The sequence below is a fragment of the Arthrobacter sp. Y3225116 genome (assembly GCF_059091245.1).
The window spans coordinates 1-17,964 of sequence record NZ_JBNHGL010000023.1 but is presented as its reverse complement, the minus strand read 5'-3'; the positions used below and the strand labels follow the sequence as shown (position 1 = coordinate 17,964).

The following is a 17,964-nucleotide window of genomic DNA, read 5'->3' as shown; positions in this document are numbered from 1 at the left end:
GGCAGCGCTCTCGGGCGCTAGGCGACGGGGGAGGGGGCGTGGGCGGCGGCTGTCATCTCGTTGAGTACCGGAACGATGTGCTCGGCGAACAGCTCCAGGTTGCGGATGGCGCTCTCCAATGGCTGCTGCCCGTAGTGGGACACGATCGTCACGTACTCCGCCGGCAGCTGTTCCCATTGGCCCACGAACTGGTCCTTGACTTCGTCGATGGTGCCCGCGAGGTAAAGCCCAGAGTCAACGAGGGATTGGGTGGGGTTCTCGGTGTCCATGCGTCCGTAGGGTGAGAGCGGGTAGTACAGGTTCTTGTACAGCTCGAGATCGTAGTCCCGAAGCATCTGGTGGGCTTGTTGATTTGTGTCGCCGATCTGCAGCCAGCGGACCATGTTCTGGTTTTCGCCGAACATGTAGTCCCGGCCGGCCTTGGCGCCTTCCTCGACGTACTTCGCCGCGTACTTGGCTGCTTTGCCGGACGGAGTGAAATAGGAGGGGATGAATCCGCGGGAGCCGGCGAACTCGATCGTCTCTTGGCTGCCGGCTGCGGCTACGAAGACCGGCGGGTGCGGGCTGGTGTACGGGGCCGGCGTCACCGAGATACGCTGCAGCGTCCCATCCTTATCCACCTCGTCGTGGGCGCCCAGCCGGCTGGTGGCGTCCGCCATTTCCCAGTAGGGCATGCCCTCTGGTCCGGCGGGGATCTGCCAATTCTCCGAATGGTGGGAGATGCTCTCCTCGGTCCAGGCGCGCAGGACGAGGTCCACGTGCTCCTCGAAGACCTCGCGGTTCTTGCGGTCGTCCTCTACCTGCTGCTTGAGCGAGTCGGCTTTCAGGCCGGCGTTGTAGTCGGAATCGCGGTCCTTGGGGGACGAGGTTGAGCGGGCCCCGTAGTGCTGGCCGAGGACATTGGTCCAGCGGCGCTGGTAGCCGCGGGAGAACCCCACGAAGGACTTTCCCCGCGTGAGGTGGTCGAGGACAGCAGTATCCTCGGCGACACGAAGCGGGTTCTGGGTCGTCATCGTGTAGCCAATCTGGCCCACGCGGATGTTCTTGACCAAGGCTGCCCAGTACGCGTTGAGCACGCTGGGGCTGGGTCCTACCTCATAGCCCTCGGAATGGAAGTGGTGCTCAATGGTGGACACGCCCCAGAAGCCCAGGCGCTCAGCGGTTTTCACGAGCTCAGTCAGGCCGTGGACGACCTCGTGGTAGCGCTCAACGTTGCGGCCGATGGGACGGAGTGCGGCGCGTTCCTCCTCGTTGGTTGCGGGGATAACGGGGTAGAGCTGCAGAATGACCTTGACCATTGCGGATACCTTTCGTGGGGGCGTGGGGTTGATCCGAGCATGACATGCGTCACAGCGAAGAGGTATGTTTCCCATAACAGCTAATTTGTATTTCTTTATTCGCTACAACAAATCTCTTAGGAAGCGGTGGCCGATGCACCCCGAAGAAACCGTTTCAGCGGCGGCGCATACAAGCCATTCAGCCTCCGGTCTTGCCCTCATGGCTGATCTCATCGGCAGCCTTGTGAGCGGGGACCCGGCCGAGAGGACCGTGTCGATGATCTGCCGAAGGATCTGTGAGCTCGCTGGCTTCCGGTTTTGCGGGGTCCTGGTTCCCGGCGCCCGCCCGGATGCCTACCGCATGGCCGGAGGGCACGGTTTCCCGGCGGAGTACATCGAGAGCCTCCACGACCTGTTCCTCGTCAACGACGACTCCGCCCACCTGAGCTCTCCGACAAGGCAGGCCGCCGATGAGCGCCGGACGATCGTCAATGTGGACCTGGATGATGTCCCGGAAGAAGTGCCGTGGCGGGCCTTCGCCGCACGCTTTGGCTACCGGTCCATGGTCTCGGTCCCGCTGTTCATCGATGGACACGTCATCGGCGTCTTGAACGGCTATTCCTCTGAGCGGCGTGCGTACAGCCCAGGGGAGTTGGAGATCATTGAAACGCTGGCAGCCCAGTCCGCGGTCTCGCTGCGAATCAGCCGGCTTTTGGAGGACCGTCAGGAAACCATCCGCCATTTGGAGGAGAGCAACGAAATGCTTGAACACCAGCGGATCTCCCTAGAACGCGGGCATGAAATCCACCGGCACTTAACGAATGCCGCCGTTGCCGGAGCGGACACGGCCTCGGTGGCGCAGACCCTGGCCGATCTCATCCGACGCCCGGTGGCCGTCCTGCGCGAGGACGGTACGGTGCGGGCTATCTCGCACAGCGGGGACCAGCCGGGTGGTACTCGCCAGCTTTTGGATGCTCTGCCTCCGGACGGCGGCCCAATCGAGGAGGACAGGTTGCTGGCGGCCGGGATTCGCATCCCCGGGGAACGCCTGGGCCACGTTGTGGTCTTGCCGGGGAGTCGGGCTGAAGCTGAGCTGGACCGTCGCGCCGTGGAGCACGCCGCGACGATCCTGGCACTGGAGGCCGTGAAGCAACGGATGATCCAAGCTACCGAGGACCGGCTGCGGACCGACTTCTTCATTGACCTGCTTCAGGGTCGGATCTCGTACGACGAGGAAGCGGTTGAACGGGCCCGGCGCTACGGCCTGGTGCCCGGAACCCGCTACCGGGTGGTGTTGCTGAGGCTCCGGGACGGTACTGCCGCCGACACCACCGGTCAGGAAGTGGAGGCGCCGGCCAGGGTGCGGCGGGAGCTAACCAGGACCCCCGGCGTCCTAGTTGTGGGCGGTGGCAGCACCCTGACCGCGGTCGTCCCCGTGGATGGTGAGGGGAATGTCGGTGGCAAGAGCGCCGGCAACTGGGCCGAGGCCATGATCGTGGCAGCCGATGGTGGCGCTCACGGTGTGATCCGCGCCGTAGGGGTCGGGGCGCCTGCGGACACCCTGGCGCAGGTTCCGGCCTCGCACGCCGATGCCGAAGCCAGCCTTGCCTTCATCGAGCGCCTGGACGGAACGCGCAGGGTCTTGGTGCGGGATGATGTGGGGATCCTCAGCCTGTTCATTGACACGAAGAAGCCTGAGGAACTGGTGGCCAGCGCCCGACGGGTTCTTGGGCCGGCCCTCATTCACGACCGGCAGAAGTCGGGCCCGCTGGTGGCCACGCTGACCGCATATCTGAACTGCAGTTGCGACGCGGACCGCACTGGGGAGATGCTGTTCATCCACCGCAATACGGTTCGCTATCGCGTCCGCCAGGTCGAATCGCTGTGTGCCCTGAACCTGCGTAATCCGGAGGACCTGCTCCAAGCACGGATCGCGACCCTGACGCTGGGACTACTGACCCCATAGCCGTCACCGAAACCGGATGCTCGGACTTCATGGTGCCTCAGGATACCTGGATGATGGTCTTGCCGAAATTGGCGCCCCGGAGCATGCCGACAAACACCTCTGGCGCGTGCTCGAGCCCTACGGTGATGTCCTCCTTGTACTTCACCTGGCCCGCGGCCACCCAGCCGGTCATGTCAGCCAGGAAGTCGGCGAACATTGTCTCGACGAACTCCCGGTGGATGAACCCCCGCAGCAGGAGGCTTCGGGACAGGATGCTGCGCATTAGTTGCGGGGTTCGGTCCGGCCCTTCCGGCAGCTCGGTCTTGTTTAGGTTGGCGGCCAATCCGCAGACGGGGACTCGGGCGAAATTGTTGAGTTGCGGCAGTACAGCATCCCACACGGCACCGCCGGCATTTTCGAAGTAGACGTCGATCCCCTCGGGCGACGCTGCCGCCAAACGGGCCTTCAGGTCCGGCTCGCGGTGGTCTAGGGCTTCGTCGAAACCAAGTTCGCGCAGGTAGTCGACTTTGAGCTGGCCCCCAGCAATTCCGATTGTCCGGGCGCCTCGAATCTTGGCGATCTGACCGACGGCCGAGCCCACGGGCCCGGTGGCGGCTGCCACGGCTACCGTCTCACCCGGCTGTGGCTTGCCGATCGACAGCAGGCCGGCGTAGGCGGTGAAGCCGGGCATGCCCAGCACTCCGAGCGAGGTAGTGACAGGTGCTGCCGTAGGGTCGAGCTTGCGCAGGCGCTCGGTCGATTCAACGCTGTACTCCTGCCAACCGCCGTTGGACAACACGATGTCACCAGCCGTGAAACCGTCCGCGTTGGACTCGACGACTTCGGAGACCGTACTGCCGAGGATGACATCGCCTACCTCGACCGGCTTGGCATAGGACTTGGCTGCGCTCAGCCGGCCCCGCATATAGGGATCCAGCGACAGGTACTTCGTGCGCAACAACACCTGGCCGGCCCCAGGCGGGGACACTGGCACCGCGTCATGCTGGAAGTTCCCTGCGACCGGCTCTCCGTAAGGCCTGGTTGCCAGACGGATGCGCCTATTCGTCAGTGCGGCCATTCGATCTCCTTCCATGTTGTGACAGGCATGCCCTAGGCCGGTACCAGGCTGGCGCGATCGGACTTCACGGCGATGCACCGCTCGACCGGAAGCAGAAGATCGACGACCGTGCCGACGTCGTACAGGTCGCTGGTCAGGGACTGGACCCTGATCTGCTGGTCCTGCACCGCCACCAAGGATTCCTGCATCTTGCCGGAGAACTGGGTTTCGATCACCGTGCCGGACAAGCGGTTCTCGCCCATGAGGTTGGGATCCGTGACGTGGTCGCCGCGGGAGATCAGGATGTGCTCAGGACGGATCAGTACGTCGATGCTGTCCCCTTCCGCTGCGCCGGTTTCCTCGGCCCGGACCTTTAGTCGATGACCGAGCTGTGTGCTGACCAAGAGATGCTGGTCGGAACGCGAGACAACTGTGCCAGGAATTAGATCTGCCTGGCCTATGAAGCGGGCGGTGAATGCGTCCTTCGGGCGAAGGTAGAGGTTCTGCGGAGAATCGAGCTCGACCAGCTTGCCCGCGCGCAGCAGGGCGATGCGGTCGGACATGCTTAAGGCTTCCTCCTGGTCATGCGTAACGAAGATCGTGGTGATGCCGATCTCCTGTTGAAGGTTGCGCAGCTCGCGGCGCATTTCGATCCGCAACTCGGCGTCCAGGTTGGACAGCGGCTCGTCGAGGAGGAGCAGCTTGGCTTCCTTAACGATCGCCCGCGCCAGGGCGACGCGCTGCTGCTGACCGCCGGACAGCAGCGTGGCCGAGCGGTCGGCGTACTCGCCGAGTCCAACGATGTCGAGAGCACGAAGGGTTTTCGTTCGAACCTCGGACTTGCTGGCGCCTTTCTTAACCCGCAGCGGGAAGGCTACGTTCTCGAAGACGGTCAGGTGCGGCCAGACCGCATAGGACTGGAAGACCATGGAGAAGTCCCGGATGTTCGTCGGCAGATTCGTGTTGGTGGCGGAGTCATAGACCACCTGATCACCGATTTCGATTTTGCCCGAGGTGGGCTGTTCCAGGCCGGCGATGCAGCGGAGCGTGGTGCTTTTGCCGCAGCCGGAGGGGCCCAGCAGGGTGAAGAACTCGCCGGAGGCCACTTCGAATTCGACGCTGTGGACGGCGAGGCCGGCGGAATTTCCGCCGTCGTAGCCCTTCTTGAGGTTGCTGACTTTCAACATGGATCAGTGTCCCTTTCGTGAAGTTGGTGTGCGGCCGCTAAAGAATTGCCAGACGCCGACAAGGATTGCGAGGGCGACCATCATGACGATGCCCACCGCTGCCGCCTGGGTCGGACGTCCGCCTTCCCAGAAGGACCATAACAAGGTGGACAGGACGGAGTTCCCTCGTCCCTGCAGCATCAACGCGGTGGACAACTCGCGGATGGAGTGGGCGACAACCCAGATGGCCAGGCCGGTGAGTGCCGGCGCCATGAGGGGGATGGTAATGCGCGCGAGGGCTTGGAGCTTCGTGGCTCCGCTCGCGGCGGCGGCCTCTTCGAGTTCGCCGCTGATCTGGGCCATCACGCCGTTCGTCAGGCGGGAGCCGAACGAGATGTACATGGTGATGTGGGCGATAGCGATGATCCAAATCGTGCCGTAGATGGGCACGGAACGCAGGCTCAAGTACACGAAGATTAATGCCGTGCCCATCATGACGCCGGCCAGGGCCAGCGGGGAGAAAGCCAGCAGGTCGAGGACCTTCGAGCCCGGGGACTTGTGCCGGACCACCACCCAGGACGTCACCACGGACAGCAAGGTGACGACGACGCCGGCGACGACCGCAATGATGATCGTGTTGCCGGCGGCGTCGAGGAGCCGCGGGTTGGCGGCCAAGTCGGTGTAGTTCTGCATGCTGACCTGGGAGAGCGTCTCGGCCGAGATGCCCGCGCGGAAGGGCAGCAGGCTGAGCCACAGCAGCATGAGAAACGGCACCAGGACGGAGAGTACGAAGTAGGCGAAAACGGCCAGCATCGCCGCAGGCTTCCACTTGCCCAGGAGGAACTGCTTGGCCCGGAAGCCCTTTCCGCTCACCGTGACGAACTTCTGGGATTGCCGCGTCAGGCGGTTGTAGAAGAAGGTCAGGATGAACAGCATGATCAGGAAGACCACGGCCAGCGCGCTGACGCGGCCGTACTCGGGGATCCCGGTGGGGGAGTCGATTGCGTATTTGACGATGCGGGTTGAGAAGACTTCCTCGTTTGCCGGTACGCCGATCGTTCCGGGGATGTCGAAGACCACGAAGCTGAGCATGAAGAGGAACACGCCGGTCGAGAGGATCGCGGGGGTCAGCATCGGCAGGATAATTCGGCGGATTGTGGTGAACAGGCTGGCGCCCGAGGCGAAAGCTGCGTCCTCGAGGTTGGGGTCCATGTTCCGGAAGGCCGGGGACAACGACAGGAAGACCGTCGGAATGAGGACCATGGCCTCGACGAGGATCATGCCCCACATGGAGAATATTCCAATGGGGGCTTCCTCAAGGCCGAATAAAGACATCAATCCAACGTTGACAGCGCCAATTTGGGGGTCCAGAGCCGTGACCCAGCCGATGGCGAGCAACACGGGAGGGGTGGCCATCGGCAGGATGATTAGTGCCCGGAAGAGCTTCCGGAACGGAATGTCGGTGCGCTCGATAACCCAGGCGAGCGGCACGCCGATGGCGAGGGCGATGACAGTGGTGCCGAGGGCGAAGCGCGCGGTGTTAAGGAACAGTCCGACGATGTTCGAGCCGACGAACAAGTCGGCGTAGTGCTCGAGGGTGAAGCCCGGGTCAAAAACCAGGCCCGTAGGTTTGAAGCTGCTCCATGCCACGTAGATGACGGGGATGGCGACAAGGTACACCAGGATCGCGCCCAACGACAGCGTCGGGATCCAGCGGCGGACGGTCTGTGCGGAGGGGCCGCGCGGTGTGGTCTGCGGCGGTTCGGGTCGGACTGCTTGCTCTGCGATCGTCATTTCTTCTGGCTCTCTGACTGCCGTGGCAACCATTGCTCCACCCTTTCTGTCCTGCGGCCCTCAACGGGCCGCGGGAACGGAGTAGTTGGGCGGAATTACTTGGCGATAATCTCGTTGAACTCCGTCGTGTATTTGACGGTGTCGTCGATGTTGTCGAAGGGGATCGTCGACGTGGTGGCTTTCGCGACGAGCTTCGCGGTCTCGGTCGCCTCGATTAGGTAGTTGCCACGGAAAGTGGCCGCCTCGTAGGCGAGGGCGCCCTTCTCGGTAGCGAGCCATCCGAGGAAACACTGGGAGCTCATCGGATTGGGGCTTTCCTTGACGACTCCGCTGTAGAGGTTGGATATGGGAACGGGGTCAAGGACCACGGACTCAATGGGGGCGCCGCTGTCCTGGACCTCGACGGTGGTGTGATAGAGGCCCACACCGATGGGGCTGGTGCCGGCGCCGACCTGCTGGGCAATGTCAAAGGTGGATTCGCTAAGTGTTGGGTTGTTGGCGGCCAGGTCCTCGACGAACTTCCGGGTCTTCTCTTCGCCCCATTCCGGGACCATGTTGGCCAGGTAAACGCCCGAGCGGTTCCACGTGATGATCTTGCCATCCCACGTCGGATTGGTCAGGTCCTCCCAGGTGCCGGTGATCTCCGACTTGGACACGTCGTTGGTGTTGTACGTCAGCACCGGGACGGTCGAGGTTGTCAGCATCGCGTAGGCCTGCGGCAGAAGCTCCGGATCGGTGATACCGAGGTCCTCCTGCTTCATCTCCAGGAGGTAATCGCGGTCAGCCAATTGCTTGGCGATTTCCGGAGAGGCGGTGAAGAAGTCCGCGGTGCGGCCGCCGGCCTGGAGTTCCTGAATCACCATGCCGCCGATGCCGGCACCGCCGGTGACGCGCTGGTGCACGATGCCGACCTCCGGATAAATCTCATTGAAGGCCGCGATGATCTTGTCGGTCTGCTCGGGCAGGCTGGATTCGTACCAGACGGCTTCGCTGCTCTCCGCCGCTGCGGCGTCGCAGATGGCTTCGAGGCTGCCCGAAGCTGCGGGTGCGGCTGATGCTTCGTTACTGGAGTCGGCCCCGCCGCCGCAGGCCGTGAGGACCAGGGGGAGGACGGCGAGCAACGGGAGGGCCTTGCGAAGGCCGGAGTTTGTGGTCATGACTACCTCTTGGTCTGGGTGATGGACGTGGCCGCTGCAGAAGGATCTGCAGGTGTTTCGGCAGTGGGCTGGTCGACTGCGTGATGTTCTGTGAGAGATGTCACTTATTCATCGCAGCCAACGTAACAATGTTCGGATGTTATGCCAAGGAATTTCGACGACCTCTAAAGATGTTTCCGTATATCGGACACGAAAAAGCCTTCCCTATCTGCTACGCCCGCTCGTCGAGGAGCGGTGTCCGTCCGGAAACCGGATGCACAAGCGGTGGGAACAGAGTAGGTCGCTTGCTAGGCCGGAATGGAAGCGCTGGCGCGTTGCGGCTTTGCTGATGTGGCCATGGCTGCGGGTGCGGGCCCGCCATTGGCTTGTTGAAAGTACTTGTCGTAGGCGAGGATCAGGACGCCCAGCTCGACGGCGACTAGGACAATGAGCTCTATGCTGGAGCCGGCGCCAGCCGCCGCATCTGCGGCGGCGTGGCCGTGGGCTCCATGGCCGCTAAAAGAGCCCGAACCAATAAGCTCGACTGCCAGAATGGCGCCGTGGACGACGGCGGAGACAGCCGCGAGCCCAATCATCGCGAGCAATCCCTTGGTCGAGCAGGAGCGCAGCAGGTTGAGTGTGCAGGGCAGGCACGCGGCGGCCATGGCAACCATGAACGCGGTCATCCATGTGCTGTGGGCAGAGGCGAAGCCGAGCCAAAGATGGAGGGCAACGGACACCAAGGCAATGGTGAAGAGTATCCAGGGGGTGGTGGCGGTGCTGCGGGGACGGGTGGGGGCGGACGGCATAGGGACTCCTAGGAAAGGAAGGGGATCCCCTTGGGGCCGTGGGCGCCAAGGGGATCCCCGGAACTGCGGTGGTGGTCCGGCTGGTCACAGTGGGTGGTCGCCGGTCAAATTTCGGTGCTTAGTGGCAGTGCCCGTCGCCGTCCTGGGCGCCCGCGCCGATCATTTGCATGAACAGTGGGTGGTACTTGCGGCAGATATGCAACTCGGCGAGAGTCCAGTCCATTGGGTCGGAGGCGTAGTCCTCGTCGTAGTTGCCGGGAAGGTTTAGACCTGGGATTGCCGGAATCCAGTCCTCGCGGAGGATTTCGTCGGGATCCCCATACTTGGCGGCAATCTCGCGGATTTTCGGGTCGTCGAGCGCCTTGAGGTGGCCGTTCTCGATGATAATCTCATCGCCGTCAGGCCCTTCTGCGGTGTAGGTGGGGAAATTCAAGTGGACGTGCCAGTGGCCCACCAAGTCGCCGCGGCGGGCGGCTTCCCGCTCCGGATCCGATGAGATGACGGTGCCGAACCCGATGTGGATGATGCCGGCACGCATGCGCTCGTACAGGCCGCAGTTGTAACCCTCCGGGTAACCCTCCCGAGGGCGGTGGATCTTGGGGTTGGTGCCGATGGAGGCCTCCCACCACTGCATGATGCCCGGGGTGTTGTAGCCGGGGTACTGAATGTCCTTGGTCTGCTCGGCCACAGCACGCAGTTTTTCCCCGAACTCGCCGCCGCCGCGAATTTCGACGATCTCCGAGTTCCGGATTTCCAGCTCCATGCGCGGGTACGGGGCGATGTGGTTCATGGTTCCGGCGATGACGCCGTTTCCGTCTTCCTGCTTGAGGTGGAACGGCGGGCGCCCGTAGATGTGGCCCGGCAGGTAGTCCTCCCACATGGGGATGTTATCCGCCGCGGTGCGCTCGGCGTGCTCGCGACGGTAAAGCGTGCGGTCATCGTTCCAGTACTCCGCGTGGTTGGTAAAGCGGATGTCCGTGCCCTCGGGGTCGGTCAGGTGGACAGACTCCGCCTTCCCAATGCGCTCCCAGGTCCAGTCGTCGATGGCCTTGAGGACCTCGGCTGGAGTCAGGTGCGCCGGGCTGGCGACCTGCTCGGGGACGATGAACGGCATCCGTTGGATCTTGGTCTTGCGCTGGGCCAGGATTGGCCCGCCGTAGCCCATGATGATCTTGTCGTAGGTCGACTTGGAGTCCATGTCGCGCCATTCGTCCATCCAGGCCGCGAGCTCTTTGGTGCGAGCCAGATAGTATTCCACCTCGTCCGCGCCGTCCCACTTGGGAATGTCGCCCTTGTCTTCGATCTGCAAGGTGTAGTCGACCTCGAACTTTTTGAGCGTGCGCTCGACGGCCTCGATGACCATCGGGTGGTGCCAGGTGGTCATTCGAACCAGAACCTTCTCGCCCTTCTGCAGGTCCCAGGCCGGCCACAGGCCGTGGCTGTAGGGACGCTTGGCGACGGACTCGAGGTACGGCAGGAGCTCTTCGACGTCCTTGACCTCAGGAAGGTGCGGGCACCGAGGGGTCGGGATGTCGTGGCGACGCTCGATGCCGGAGGCTGCGTAGGTGCTGCCGGTGGGAGTCTTCTGAATGTTGGTGGTTTCCAAAGTCACGGGTGGTCCTTTCGGAGTAGGAGAAAGTGGGGCGATCGCCACCGAGGTGTGGTGGCGGTGTCCTTCTGCCTCAAATTACATGTGACCGGCCACACAAGGGCAAGCGCCCTGACTATACTGTCCGGATAGCGGAAAGACATTTCTCCTCGAAGGGCATCTAATGGACAGTGCGCAGACGGTCACTAAGGCTTTGGATCTTCTTGGTTTTATGGCGGAATCGCAGGGGGCGATCACGGTTCGGGCCATCGCCCAGGGGGTTGGGATTTCTGTCGGTTCCACATACCGGATTCTCAATGCGATGGAGGAACGGGGCGCCATCCGGCGGCTCCCGAACGGGCGCGTGGTTCTGGGGGACTTTCTCGTGCAGGTCGCCAGCGCCGTCGACTATTACCCCCGGCTCCGGATGGCAGCGGCAGGCCCTCTAATGGACCTGCGGTCTGCGTGTGGCATGGAGACCGTCGGGCTCTATGTCCGGCTCAACTCCGCGGAAATGACCTGCATTGAGTCACTTCCGGGCCGGCATGGCGTCCTGCACGTGGAGCGGCTCTATGAATCCGTGCCGATTGCCAGGGGCGCGGTCGGGCTCGTTTTCCTGGCCATGGACGCCGAGCGCTACGGCGAGGATGCCGTGCGGGTCTACCTGAAGAACTTACCCGGCGAGATTCGGCCTGACGATATCGATACGGTGCTGGAGCGCATCGGGCGCATGAAGGACACAGGTGTCATGCCGTCTATGGGTACCCGCATTCCGGACGCCGCCTCGATCGCCTGTCCCATTCCTGTCCAACGGGGCTACCCCACAGCCGTGCTGGCCGTGTCTGGAACTGCGCAACGCTTCTCGGAACAGCCCACCGTCGAGTGGGGAAAGCGGCTCAAGGAGTCCGCCAACCAGATTGCAAAGGCGTTGGCGGGCACTGAGAGCGAATAGGGACCCTTAGCGGTATCCCGCCATGAGGGCGACGGTCGCCAGCCAAGCCGGCTCGGGCCTCACAGTGGTTGTTGCTGCTGTAACAATATTATGACAAGCTCTTGTTGGGTGGATCACACTGGGACTGTCCCGGGCGTCTACCCTCACAGAGCCGGCCCATGTCTGGCCGGGGTCGAGACTCCAGAGCTGCGTCGAACAGACGGTCATCAAAGTAGGTCCGAATGCTAGATAAACGATATGAATCAGCCGCCGAAGCGCTCGCTGATGTCCGCGACGGTTCCACCATCCTGGTGGGCGGATTCGGTGGAAGCGGTTTACCGTCCACCCTCATCAACGCCTTAGCGGACACGGGAGTGACCGGCCTTACGATTGTGTCCAACAACGTCGGTGCGGTCGGCGGCGGAGTGGCAGCGCTAATCAGCAATCACCAGGTCGCAAAAATCATCTGCACCTTCCCGGTGGGCCCGCACGCCGCCGAACTCGTGGAACAGATCGACGCCGGCAGGGTGGAGGTGGAACTAGTCCCGCAAGGCACGCTGGCGGAGCGGATCCGAGCCGGCGGGGCCGGCATCCCCGCTTTCTTCACCCCGACCGGCGCCCACACCGAGCTGGCCGCTGGCAAGGAAGCCCGCATCTACAACGGCCACGAACATCTGCTTGAGGAGGCCATTGTGGGCGACTTTGCCCTCATCAAGGCCGACCGGGCCGATCGGTGGGGAAATCTGACCTACCGCAAGGCCCAGCGGAACTTTAACGCCGTCATGGCCACGGCCGCCGGCGTCACTGTTGCCGAATACAGCTCCTTCGCGGAGCTCGGGGACATCGAACCCGAGGCGATCGTGACCCCGAGCCTGTTCGTCGGACGCCTGGTGCATGTACCGGTGGAACCGCAAACCGGATCGCAGCCCGCAGCCAAGAATGGAAATGCAGCGTGACCGCAACCGTAGAGAACCAGATCAAGGGCTGGGAGATGCAGGACGTCGCTGCATTGGTAGCCGGGGACCTGCAGGACGGTTGGGCCGTCAACCTGGGGATCGGGTTGCCGACGATGGTGGCCGACTGGATTCCCGCCGGCCGCGAGGTTCTGCTCCACAGCGAGAACGGGATCCTCGGCATCGGGCCCAAACCGTCCTCCCCGGGGGAGGAGGACCCGGACCTCATCAATGCGGGTAAACAACCAGTCAGTTTGCATCCGGGCGGCAGTTATTTTTCGCAGTCCGACTCCTTCGGCATGATCCGTGGAGGCCACTTGGATGCAGCCGTGCTGGGCGCGTTCCAGGTCAGCCGGCACGGGGACCTCGCCAACTGGAAGATGCCGAACGCTGCTCTGGGCCAGGTGGGCGGGGCCATGGACCTGGCCCAGGGCAGCAAGAACGTCTTCGTCTTCATGGAACACACCACGCGCAAGGGCGATCCCAAGATCGTCGAGGCGTGCAGCTTTCCGCTGACCGGCGCCCGCTGCGTGAACCGAATCTATACGAACCTGGCCGTCATCGACGTGACGGAGGACGGCCTCGTGGTTAGGGAGAGCGCCCCCGGGGTGGCCTGGGACCAGCTCCAGGGCGCCACGGGCGCGCCGCTGCTCCACCAGCGGCCCTAGCGGTACCCGGCCTCACCCGTTTATTGGCGGCCGGCGCCTAATGCGTCGGCCGCCAATATGTGAGCTGGAGTCGCAGGAGGGACGCCAAGGCAAGCGGCTGGTCCGCCAGGACGTGATGTCCCGACTCCGGTATGGTGACGACGGCGGTTGTCCCGCGCGCACGTTCGAACAGCCCGCGCGTCGATCCGGCGGTGGCGAGGCCCCGTTCAGCCAGTACGGCCAGCAGCGGGGCGTCAAACGGGGCCAAGTCCTCCGGCAGAACTAGGGCGGGGGCCATGGCCGCCGGGTCCGTCTTCCAGGTCCAGTAGCCTTCCGGGCGCTGGCGCACCCCATGGGCGGCAAAGTGGCGTTCAATGTAATCCAACGACGCCGGATCGGGCGGCATGAGGCGGAACCTCGCCTCGGCCTCGGCGTGGGTTGGGTAGCTGCGCCCCCGCGGTGCGAACTGCCCGTTCTGCATATGCGGGATACCCACAGGCGAATCGATGGCTACAACCCCGGCAACAGGCACCAAACCAAGGGAGGCGAGGACGAGCGCAACCGAGGCCCCCATGCTGTGCCCGATGACCACCGGATCATACCGGCCTCGTTCTGCCTCGATGAGCCGAGCAACGTCGCGGGACCAGGAACGCACGTCGTAAGTGGCGCGCCAATCGCTGTCCCCGTGCCCGGGCAGGTCCAAGGCGACTACGCGTGTCCCGGCAGGGACGTCCGTCAGCAGCGGGGCGATGTGGTCCCACCAGTGTGAGTTGGCGGAGCGGCCGTGGACCAGGACGACCAGACGCTCGCCCACACCCCAAGTGCGATAGGCGACCCTTCCCCCGTCGGACTCCAGTGCCGCCAGGGTGGCGTGCTGCTTAACCGCGCTTCGGAACCACGAGGGCGCCGTCTGGTCCTCCTGATGGACAGGGGGACCAGACGGCGCCAAGGCGGAAGGGTCGTCAGCTTCCAAGGCTTGCGCTGCCATGCGTCACGGCCTCGCGGTGGGGGACTCCGGCGCCGGAGTCCCCCACCTCGAGGCCGAAGAGCTTCTGCGCGTTTTTGTAGAGGATTTTCTCGCGCACGGCGGGCTTGAGGTCGAGCTCCTCGAACTCCTTGATCCAGCGCTCGACGCTGAATAGCGGCATGTCCGAGCCGAAGAGGACCTTGTCCTGCAGGAGGCTGTTCATCTGCTGGATGACGGTCGGAGGCAGGTACTTGGGAGCCCAGCCCGAGAGGTCGAAGTAGACGTTGGCCTTGTGCTGCGCCACTGCCATGAGCTCCTCGTGCCACGGCCAGCCCGGGTGCGCGGCGATGATCGTTAGGTCAGGGTGGCGGGCCGCCACGTCATCGAGGTGGGGGATCGGCCGGGCGTACTTCAAATGAAGTCCGCGGCCGCCCGGAGTGCCCTTGCCGGCCGCGGTGGTACCCATGTGGATGAGGACTTTCGCCCCGAGCTCCTCGCAGGTCTCCCAAATCGGCGCGAAGTGCGGCTCGTCCGGGTGGAACGCCTGGGTGATCGGCTGAAACTTCACGCCGGTGAGCCCCAGATCGAGGATCATACGCTTGATTTCCTTGACCGCGGCCTTGCCTGACCAGGGGTCGACGCTGCCGAAGCCGATGAATCGGCCTGGGTACTTTCTAATGGCATCGGAGATGCGATCGTTCGGCATCGGTTCGAGTCCGCTGTTGGTCCGGGTGTCGACGTTCAGGAGGACGGCCACGGTGTCCAGGGACTCGTAGTACTCGGCCATGAGGTCGATATTGGTGCCCGGGCCGTCCGTGCCGCCGAGGTTGCTGGCGGCATCCGAGGCCCACGGCGGGTACGGGGCGTCCGGCTCGGCAGGGTAATGCACGTGGACGTCAATGGCCTTCATCGAACTCTCCGGGCTTGAAGCAATAATGTTATAATAAATGTTTCATGGTAGGCCTACTGAACTCAAGACCCTTAATGTGAAACGGACACTTTTCTCCGGTATGCGGACTTAACCGGTGACGGTCAAGACAAACTTGTAATCGATCGGCCGATGGACTATATAACGGAACCCAACCAGCTTGCCCGACCGGGTGAACATTTTAGTCTCCATGACCAAGACGGGGTCACCCTTTTTGATAGAGAGCGTCTTAGCGGCTTCGGACGTGGCCCAGTCTGCGTAGATCGTATGCTCGCCCTGCGCCAGGTGGAGGTCCGGGTCCCGGCTAAGCAGGGCGAAGAGGCCGCCTGCCTCTTCAATCTCGTGGACCGTGGGGTTGAAGGGTGCTGGGATGTGAAGGTACACGCGGGACCAGATCAGGGGTTGGCCCTGAGTGGTGTAAACGCGGGACGATACGAACACGTCGGCGTCGTTCGGCAGGTCTAGCTTTCTGGCGACGTCCTCAGGGGGTCGAGTGCGTCCCAGCTCTGGCTCACTGGACGAGGCCTCCAATCCCTGCTCCTTGAGGAATGCGGACAACCCGCCCAAGCGCAAAGCATCGGGGCGGAGCTGTAGGCCACGTACAGGGAAGGTGCCCTGCCCGCGCTGGCGGTACAGGTACCCGGCGTCGGTCAGTTCCTTAAGCGCCTGACGGATGGGTGCCCGGCTCACTTTGAACCGACCCATAAGTTTCCGTTCGGTTAGGTCGAGCTCCTCGCTATCCTCAGCGGCTTGAATCTCCTCCCGCAGGATGTCTCGGATCTGCCGATGCAGAGGAATCGGGGAAGTGCGGTCCACAGTGGCTCTCATAGTCATAACAATAGAAGATCCGGTTGTCACACTGGGCCTAATGTACCAAACCAGGCGAATTGAATCAGGATTAAACCTCGGTGCGTGGTTGTGGTCCTGGCGCGAGCCGGTAGTAGGTACGCGCGGTGCCGTTCCGACGCCAACGGGGGGGTGCCTCTATGGTTTTCGTCAAGCGGCGGTAGCGATGGGTGCGGGCTTTGGATCTTGATAGAGGGTGCTGTCGCGGAGCATGGCGAAGAGGACGTCCGAGCGGCGGCGGGCGAGGGCGATGATGGCCTGGTTGTGGCGTTTTCCTTCGGCTCGTTTGCGGTCGTAGTAGGCGCGGGAGGGCGGATGGTGCAGTGCGGCGAAGGCGGAGAGGAACAGGGCCCGTTTGAGGTTCTTGTTGCCGCGACGGCTGGTGTGCTCACCGCGGATTGACGTTCCGGAGCGGCGGGTGACGGGCGCGATGCCGGCATAGGAAGCCAGGTGTCCGGCGTCTTTGAAGTCTTTGCCGACGACTTCGGTCAGGATGCGGGCGCAGGTCCTGACGCCGATGCCGGGCATCGAGGTCAGGACCTGGTGAAGAGGGTGGGCCTCCACGAGTGCTTCGACTTGGGCGGCGATTTCATCGCGCTGGGTGCGCAGGGCCAGCAGTTGCGCGGCCAGTCTGGGTAAGACGATGCCGGCGGCCCCAGTGCCGGCGACTACTACGGTCTGCTCGGTGAGGGCGTGGAACACGGCGTCGGTGAGCCGGTCTGCTGCCCGTGGCGCGCGTTTCTTCAGCCGGGCGCGGACGTGGCCGCGGCCGGCGGTTCTCAAAGCTGCCGGGGTCGGGTAGCGGGTCAGCAGGTCCGCGACCGCAGGGTGGTCCAGGTGCGGGCCCAGTGCGCGTTCCAGCGCCGGGTGGATCTGGGTGAGCAGGCCGCGGATGCGGTTGCTGGTCGCGGTGATCTGCGCTGCGAGGTCGTCGTCGAAGCCGCAGAGCACGCCGAGTTCGGCAATGGCTTCATCGCCGAGCGCGATCGAACGCAGGGTATGCGGCATCGTTCGTGCTGCGTCGGCGATAATCGCAGCATCGCGGGCATCGGTCTTGGCCTGTCCCGGGTGCAGGTCCGCGATCCGGCGCATCGCCAGGCCAGGGAGGTAACCGACCGTTGCGCCCATGTCCCGGGCGACGGCCACGGGTAGCGCTCCGATCGTGGCAGGCTGGTCGACGACGAGCAGGACCTTGCCGTGCAGGCCGAGGCCGGTGAGGATTTCCCGCAGTCTGGTTTCATCGTTGGGCAGGGTTTTGTCGTAGAGCCGTTTGCCCGATCGGTCCAGGGCGACGGCGTGGTGGTCGGACTTGCCGACGTCCAGGCCGACGAAAACGTCGATGTCCTGCTGGTCAAGAATCACTGCGTACCGCCTTCCGAAGAGCCGTCAGCTGCTGCCTGTGCCGGCCGGACCATGGAGGCAGTCGTCGGCATCCACGTTACGAATGACCCCGCAAGCCGTGCCTCTATCAGCGATCAACTCCCGCCGAGCCGGTCCCGGTGGCAACACCCCCCTGATCATGAAACGACTGGGGGCAACAACCATGCCGGGACCGGCCGGCCAGCACACCCTAAATCCTGCAACAGGATCGGGCTACGAAAAAGGTAACGGACGGCCATCTGGAAGACGTGCGGTGCCGTGAATGAGTCCTCGAGCTGTTTGAAGCTAACGAACGTTGCAGGGTTCGCACCGAGGGTCTGCACACATCCGCAGGATATTCCCAAAGTCTTTGCCGCTCGAACGATGTTTCTTCTACGCTGCCCGATGGCCGGATAGAAGGGTGGTGTGTAATGGCGGGGAGTCAGTTTCGCGTGGTAAGGAAGTCGGCCGGGTTGTCCTCGAGGAGGAGCTTGATGGTGGCGTCGTCGATGCCGGCGGCGCGCATGTCCGGGAGCATGTCGTCGAAGATGTAGTTGATGG

At 63.5% G+C, this 17,964-nt stretch carries 15 protein-coding genes; 4 read left to right on the top strand and 11 right to left on the bottom strand.

Annotation, left to right across the window (positions count from 1 at the left end; genetic code table 11):
* Window positions 1–17 precede the first annotated feature (17 nt).
* Window positions 18–1,298, bottom strand: coding sequence for an LLM class flavin-dependent oxidoreductase (locus AC5RV2_RS04405; RefSeq protein WP_494091348.1), 1,281 nt, complete (start codon window positions 1,296–1,298; stop codon window positions 18–20).
* Between the two features lie 199 nt (window positions 1,299–1,497).
* Between AC5RV2_RS04405 and AC5RV2_RS04400 the strand changes: the two genes are divergently transcribed.
* Complete coding sequence (locus tag AC5RV2_RS04400; RefSeq protein WP_494091347.1) at window positions 1,498–3,243, top strand: helix-turn-helix domain-containing protein; 1,746 nt, start codon at window positions 1,498–1,500, stop codon at window positions 3,241–3,243.
* A 37-nt stretch (window positions 3,244–3,280) separates the two neighbouring features.
* Here the strand turns inward: AC5RV2_RS04400 and curA are convergent, their stop codons facing one another.
* The 6 genes from curA to AC5RV2_RS04370 all read right to left on the bottom strand — a co-directional run bounded on the left by curA (window position 3,281) and on the right by AC5RV2_RS04370 (window position 10,796).
* The gene (gene curA / locus AC5RV2_RS04395; RefSeq protein WP_494091346.1) at window positions 3,281–4,300 is read right to left on the bottom strand and encodes an NADPH-dependent curcumin/dihydrocurcumin reductase; all 1,020 of its coding nucleotides are present in this window, start codon (window positions 4,298–4,300) and stop codon (window positions 3,281–3,283) included.
* A gap of 32 nt (window positions 4,301–4,332) precedes the next feature.
* Window positions 4,333–5,466: an ABC transporter ATP-binding protein gene (locus AC5RV2_RS04390; protein WP_494091345.1), complete on the bottom strand. Its 1,134-nt coding sequence runs from the start codon at window positions 5,464–5,466 to the stop codon at window positions 4,333–4,335.
* 3 nt (window positions 5,467–5,469) lie between these two features.
* A complete protein-coding gene (locus AC5RV2_RS04385; protein WP_494091344.1) occupies window positions 5,470–7,239 on the bottom strand; it encodes an ABC transporter permease in 1,770 nt (589 codons plus the stop codon).
* 95 nt (window positions 7,240–7,334) lie between these two features.
* On the bottom strand, window positions 7,335–8,396 hold the full coding sequence (locus AC5RV2_RS04380) for an ABC transporter substrate-binding protein (RefSeq protein ID WP_494091343.1): 1,062 nt from the start codon (window positions 8,394–8,396) through the stop codon (window positions 7,335–7,337).
* A 287-nt stretch (window positions 8,397–8,683) separates the two neighbouring features.
* Window positions 8,684–9,115, bottom strand: a complete 432-nt coding sequence (locus tag AC5RV2_RS04375) for a hypothetical protein (protein WP_494091342.1) — start codon at window positions 9,113–9,115, stop codon at window positions 8,684–8,686.
* A gap of 187 nt (window positions 9,116–9,302) precedes the next feature.
* The gene (locus tag AC5RV2_RS04370; RefSeq protein ID WP_494091341.1) at window positions 9,303–10,796 is read right to left on the bottom strand and encodes a hypothetical protein; all 1,494 of its coding nucleotides are present in this window, start codon (window positions 10,794–10,796) and stop codon (window positions 9,303–9,305) included.
* A 160-nt stretch (window positions 10,797–10,956) separates the two neighbouring features.
* Between AC5RV2_RS04370 and AC5RV2_RS04365 the strand changes: the two genes are divergently transcribed.
* From AC5RV2_RS04365 to AC5RV2_RS04355, 3 genes are all read left to right on the top strand, one after another.
* Window positions 10,957–11,724, top strand: a complete 768-nt coding sequence (locus AC5RV2_RS04365; protein WP_494091340.1) for an IclR family transcriptional regulator — start codon at window positions 10,957–10,959, stop codon at window positions 11,722–11,724.
* Between the two features lie 221 nt (window positions 11,725–11,945).
* Window positions 11,946–12,659: a 3-oxoacid CoA-transferase subunit A gene (locus tag AC5RV2_RS04360; RefSeq protein ID WP_494091339.1), complete on the top strand. Its 714-nt coding sequence runs from the start codon at window positions 11,946–11,948 to the stop codon at window positions 12,657–12,659.
* Window positions 12,656–13,324, top strand: coding sequence for a 3-oxoacid CoA-transferase subunit B (locus AC5RV2_RS04355; RefSeq protein WP_494091338.1), 669 nt, complete (start codon window positions 12,656–12,658; stop codon window positions 13,322–13,324). Before AC5RV2_RS04360 ends, AC5RV2_RS04355 begins: the two co-directional genes overlap by 4 nt.
* A gap of 37 nt (window positions 13,325–13,361) precedes the next feature.
* Here AC5RV2_RS04355 and AC5RV2_RS04350 read toward each other — a convergent pair whose 3' ends face one another.
* The 4 genes from AC5RV2_RS04350 to AC5RV2_RS04335 form a co-directional block, all read right to left on the bottom strand.
* A complete protein-coding gene (locus tag AC5RV2_RS04350; RefSeq protein WP_494091337.1) occupies window positions 13,362–14,117 on the bottom strand; it encodes an alpha/beta fold hydrolase in 756 nt (251 codons plus the stop codon).
* Window positions 14,118–14,265: 148 nt separating this feature from the next.
* Window positions 14,266–15,180 carry an amidohydrolase family protein gene (locus AC5RV2_RS04345; RefSeq protein ID WP_494091336.1) on the bottom strand — a complete coding sequence of 305 codons (915 nt, stop codon included), beginning with the start codon at window positions 15,178–15,180 and terminating at the stop codon, window positions 14,266–14,268.
* Between the two features lie 108 nt (window positions 15,181–15,288).
* Entirely contained in the window at window positions 15,289–16,026 is a 738-nt protein-coding gene (locus tag AC5RV2_RS04340; protein ID WP_494091335.1) for a GntR family transcriptional regulator, read from the bottom strand.
* A gap of 168 nt (window positions 16,027–16,194) precedes the next feature.
* Window positions 16,195–17,403, bottom strand: a complete 1,209-nt coding sequence (locus AC5RV2_RS04335) for an IS110 family RNA-guided transposase (protein WP_494091358.1) — start codon at window positions 17,401–17,403, stop codon at window positions 16,195–16,197.
* Between the last annotated feature and the right edge of the window lie 561 nt (window positions 17,404–17,964).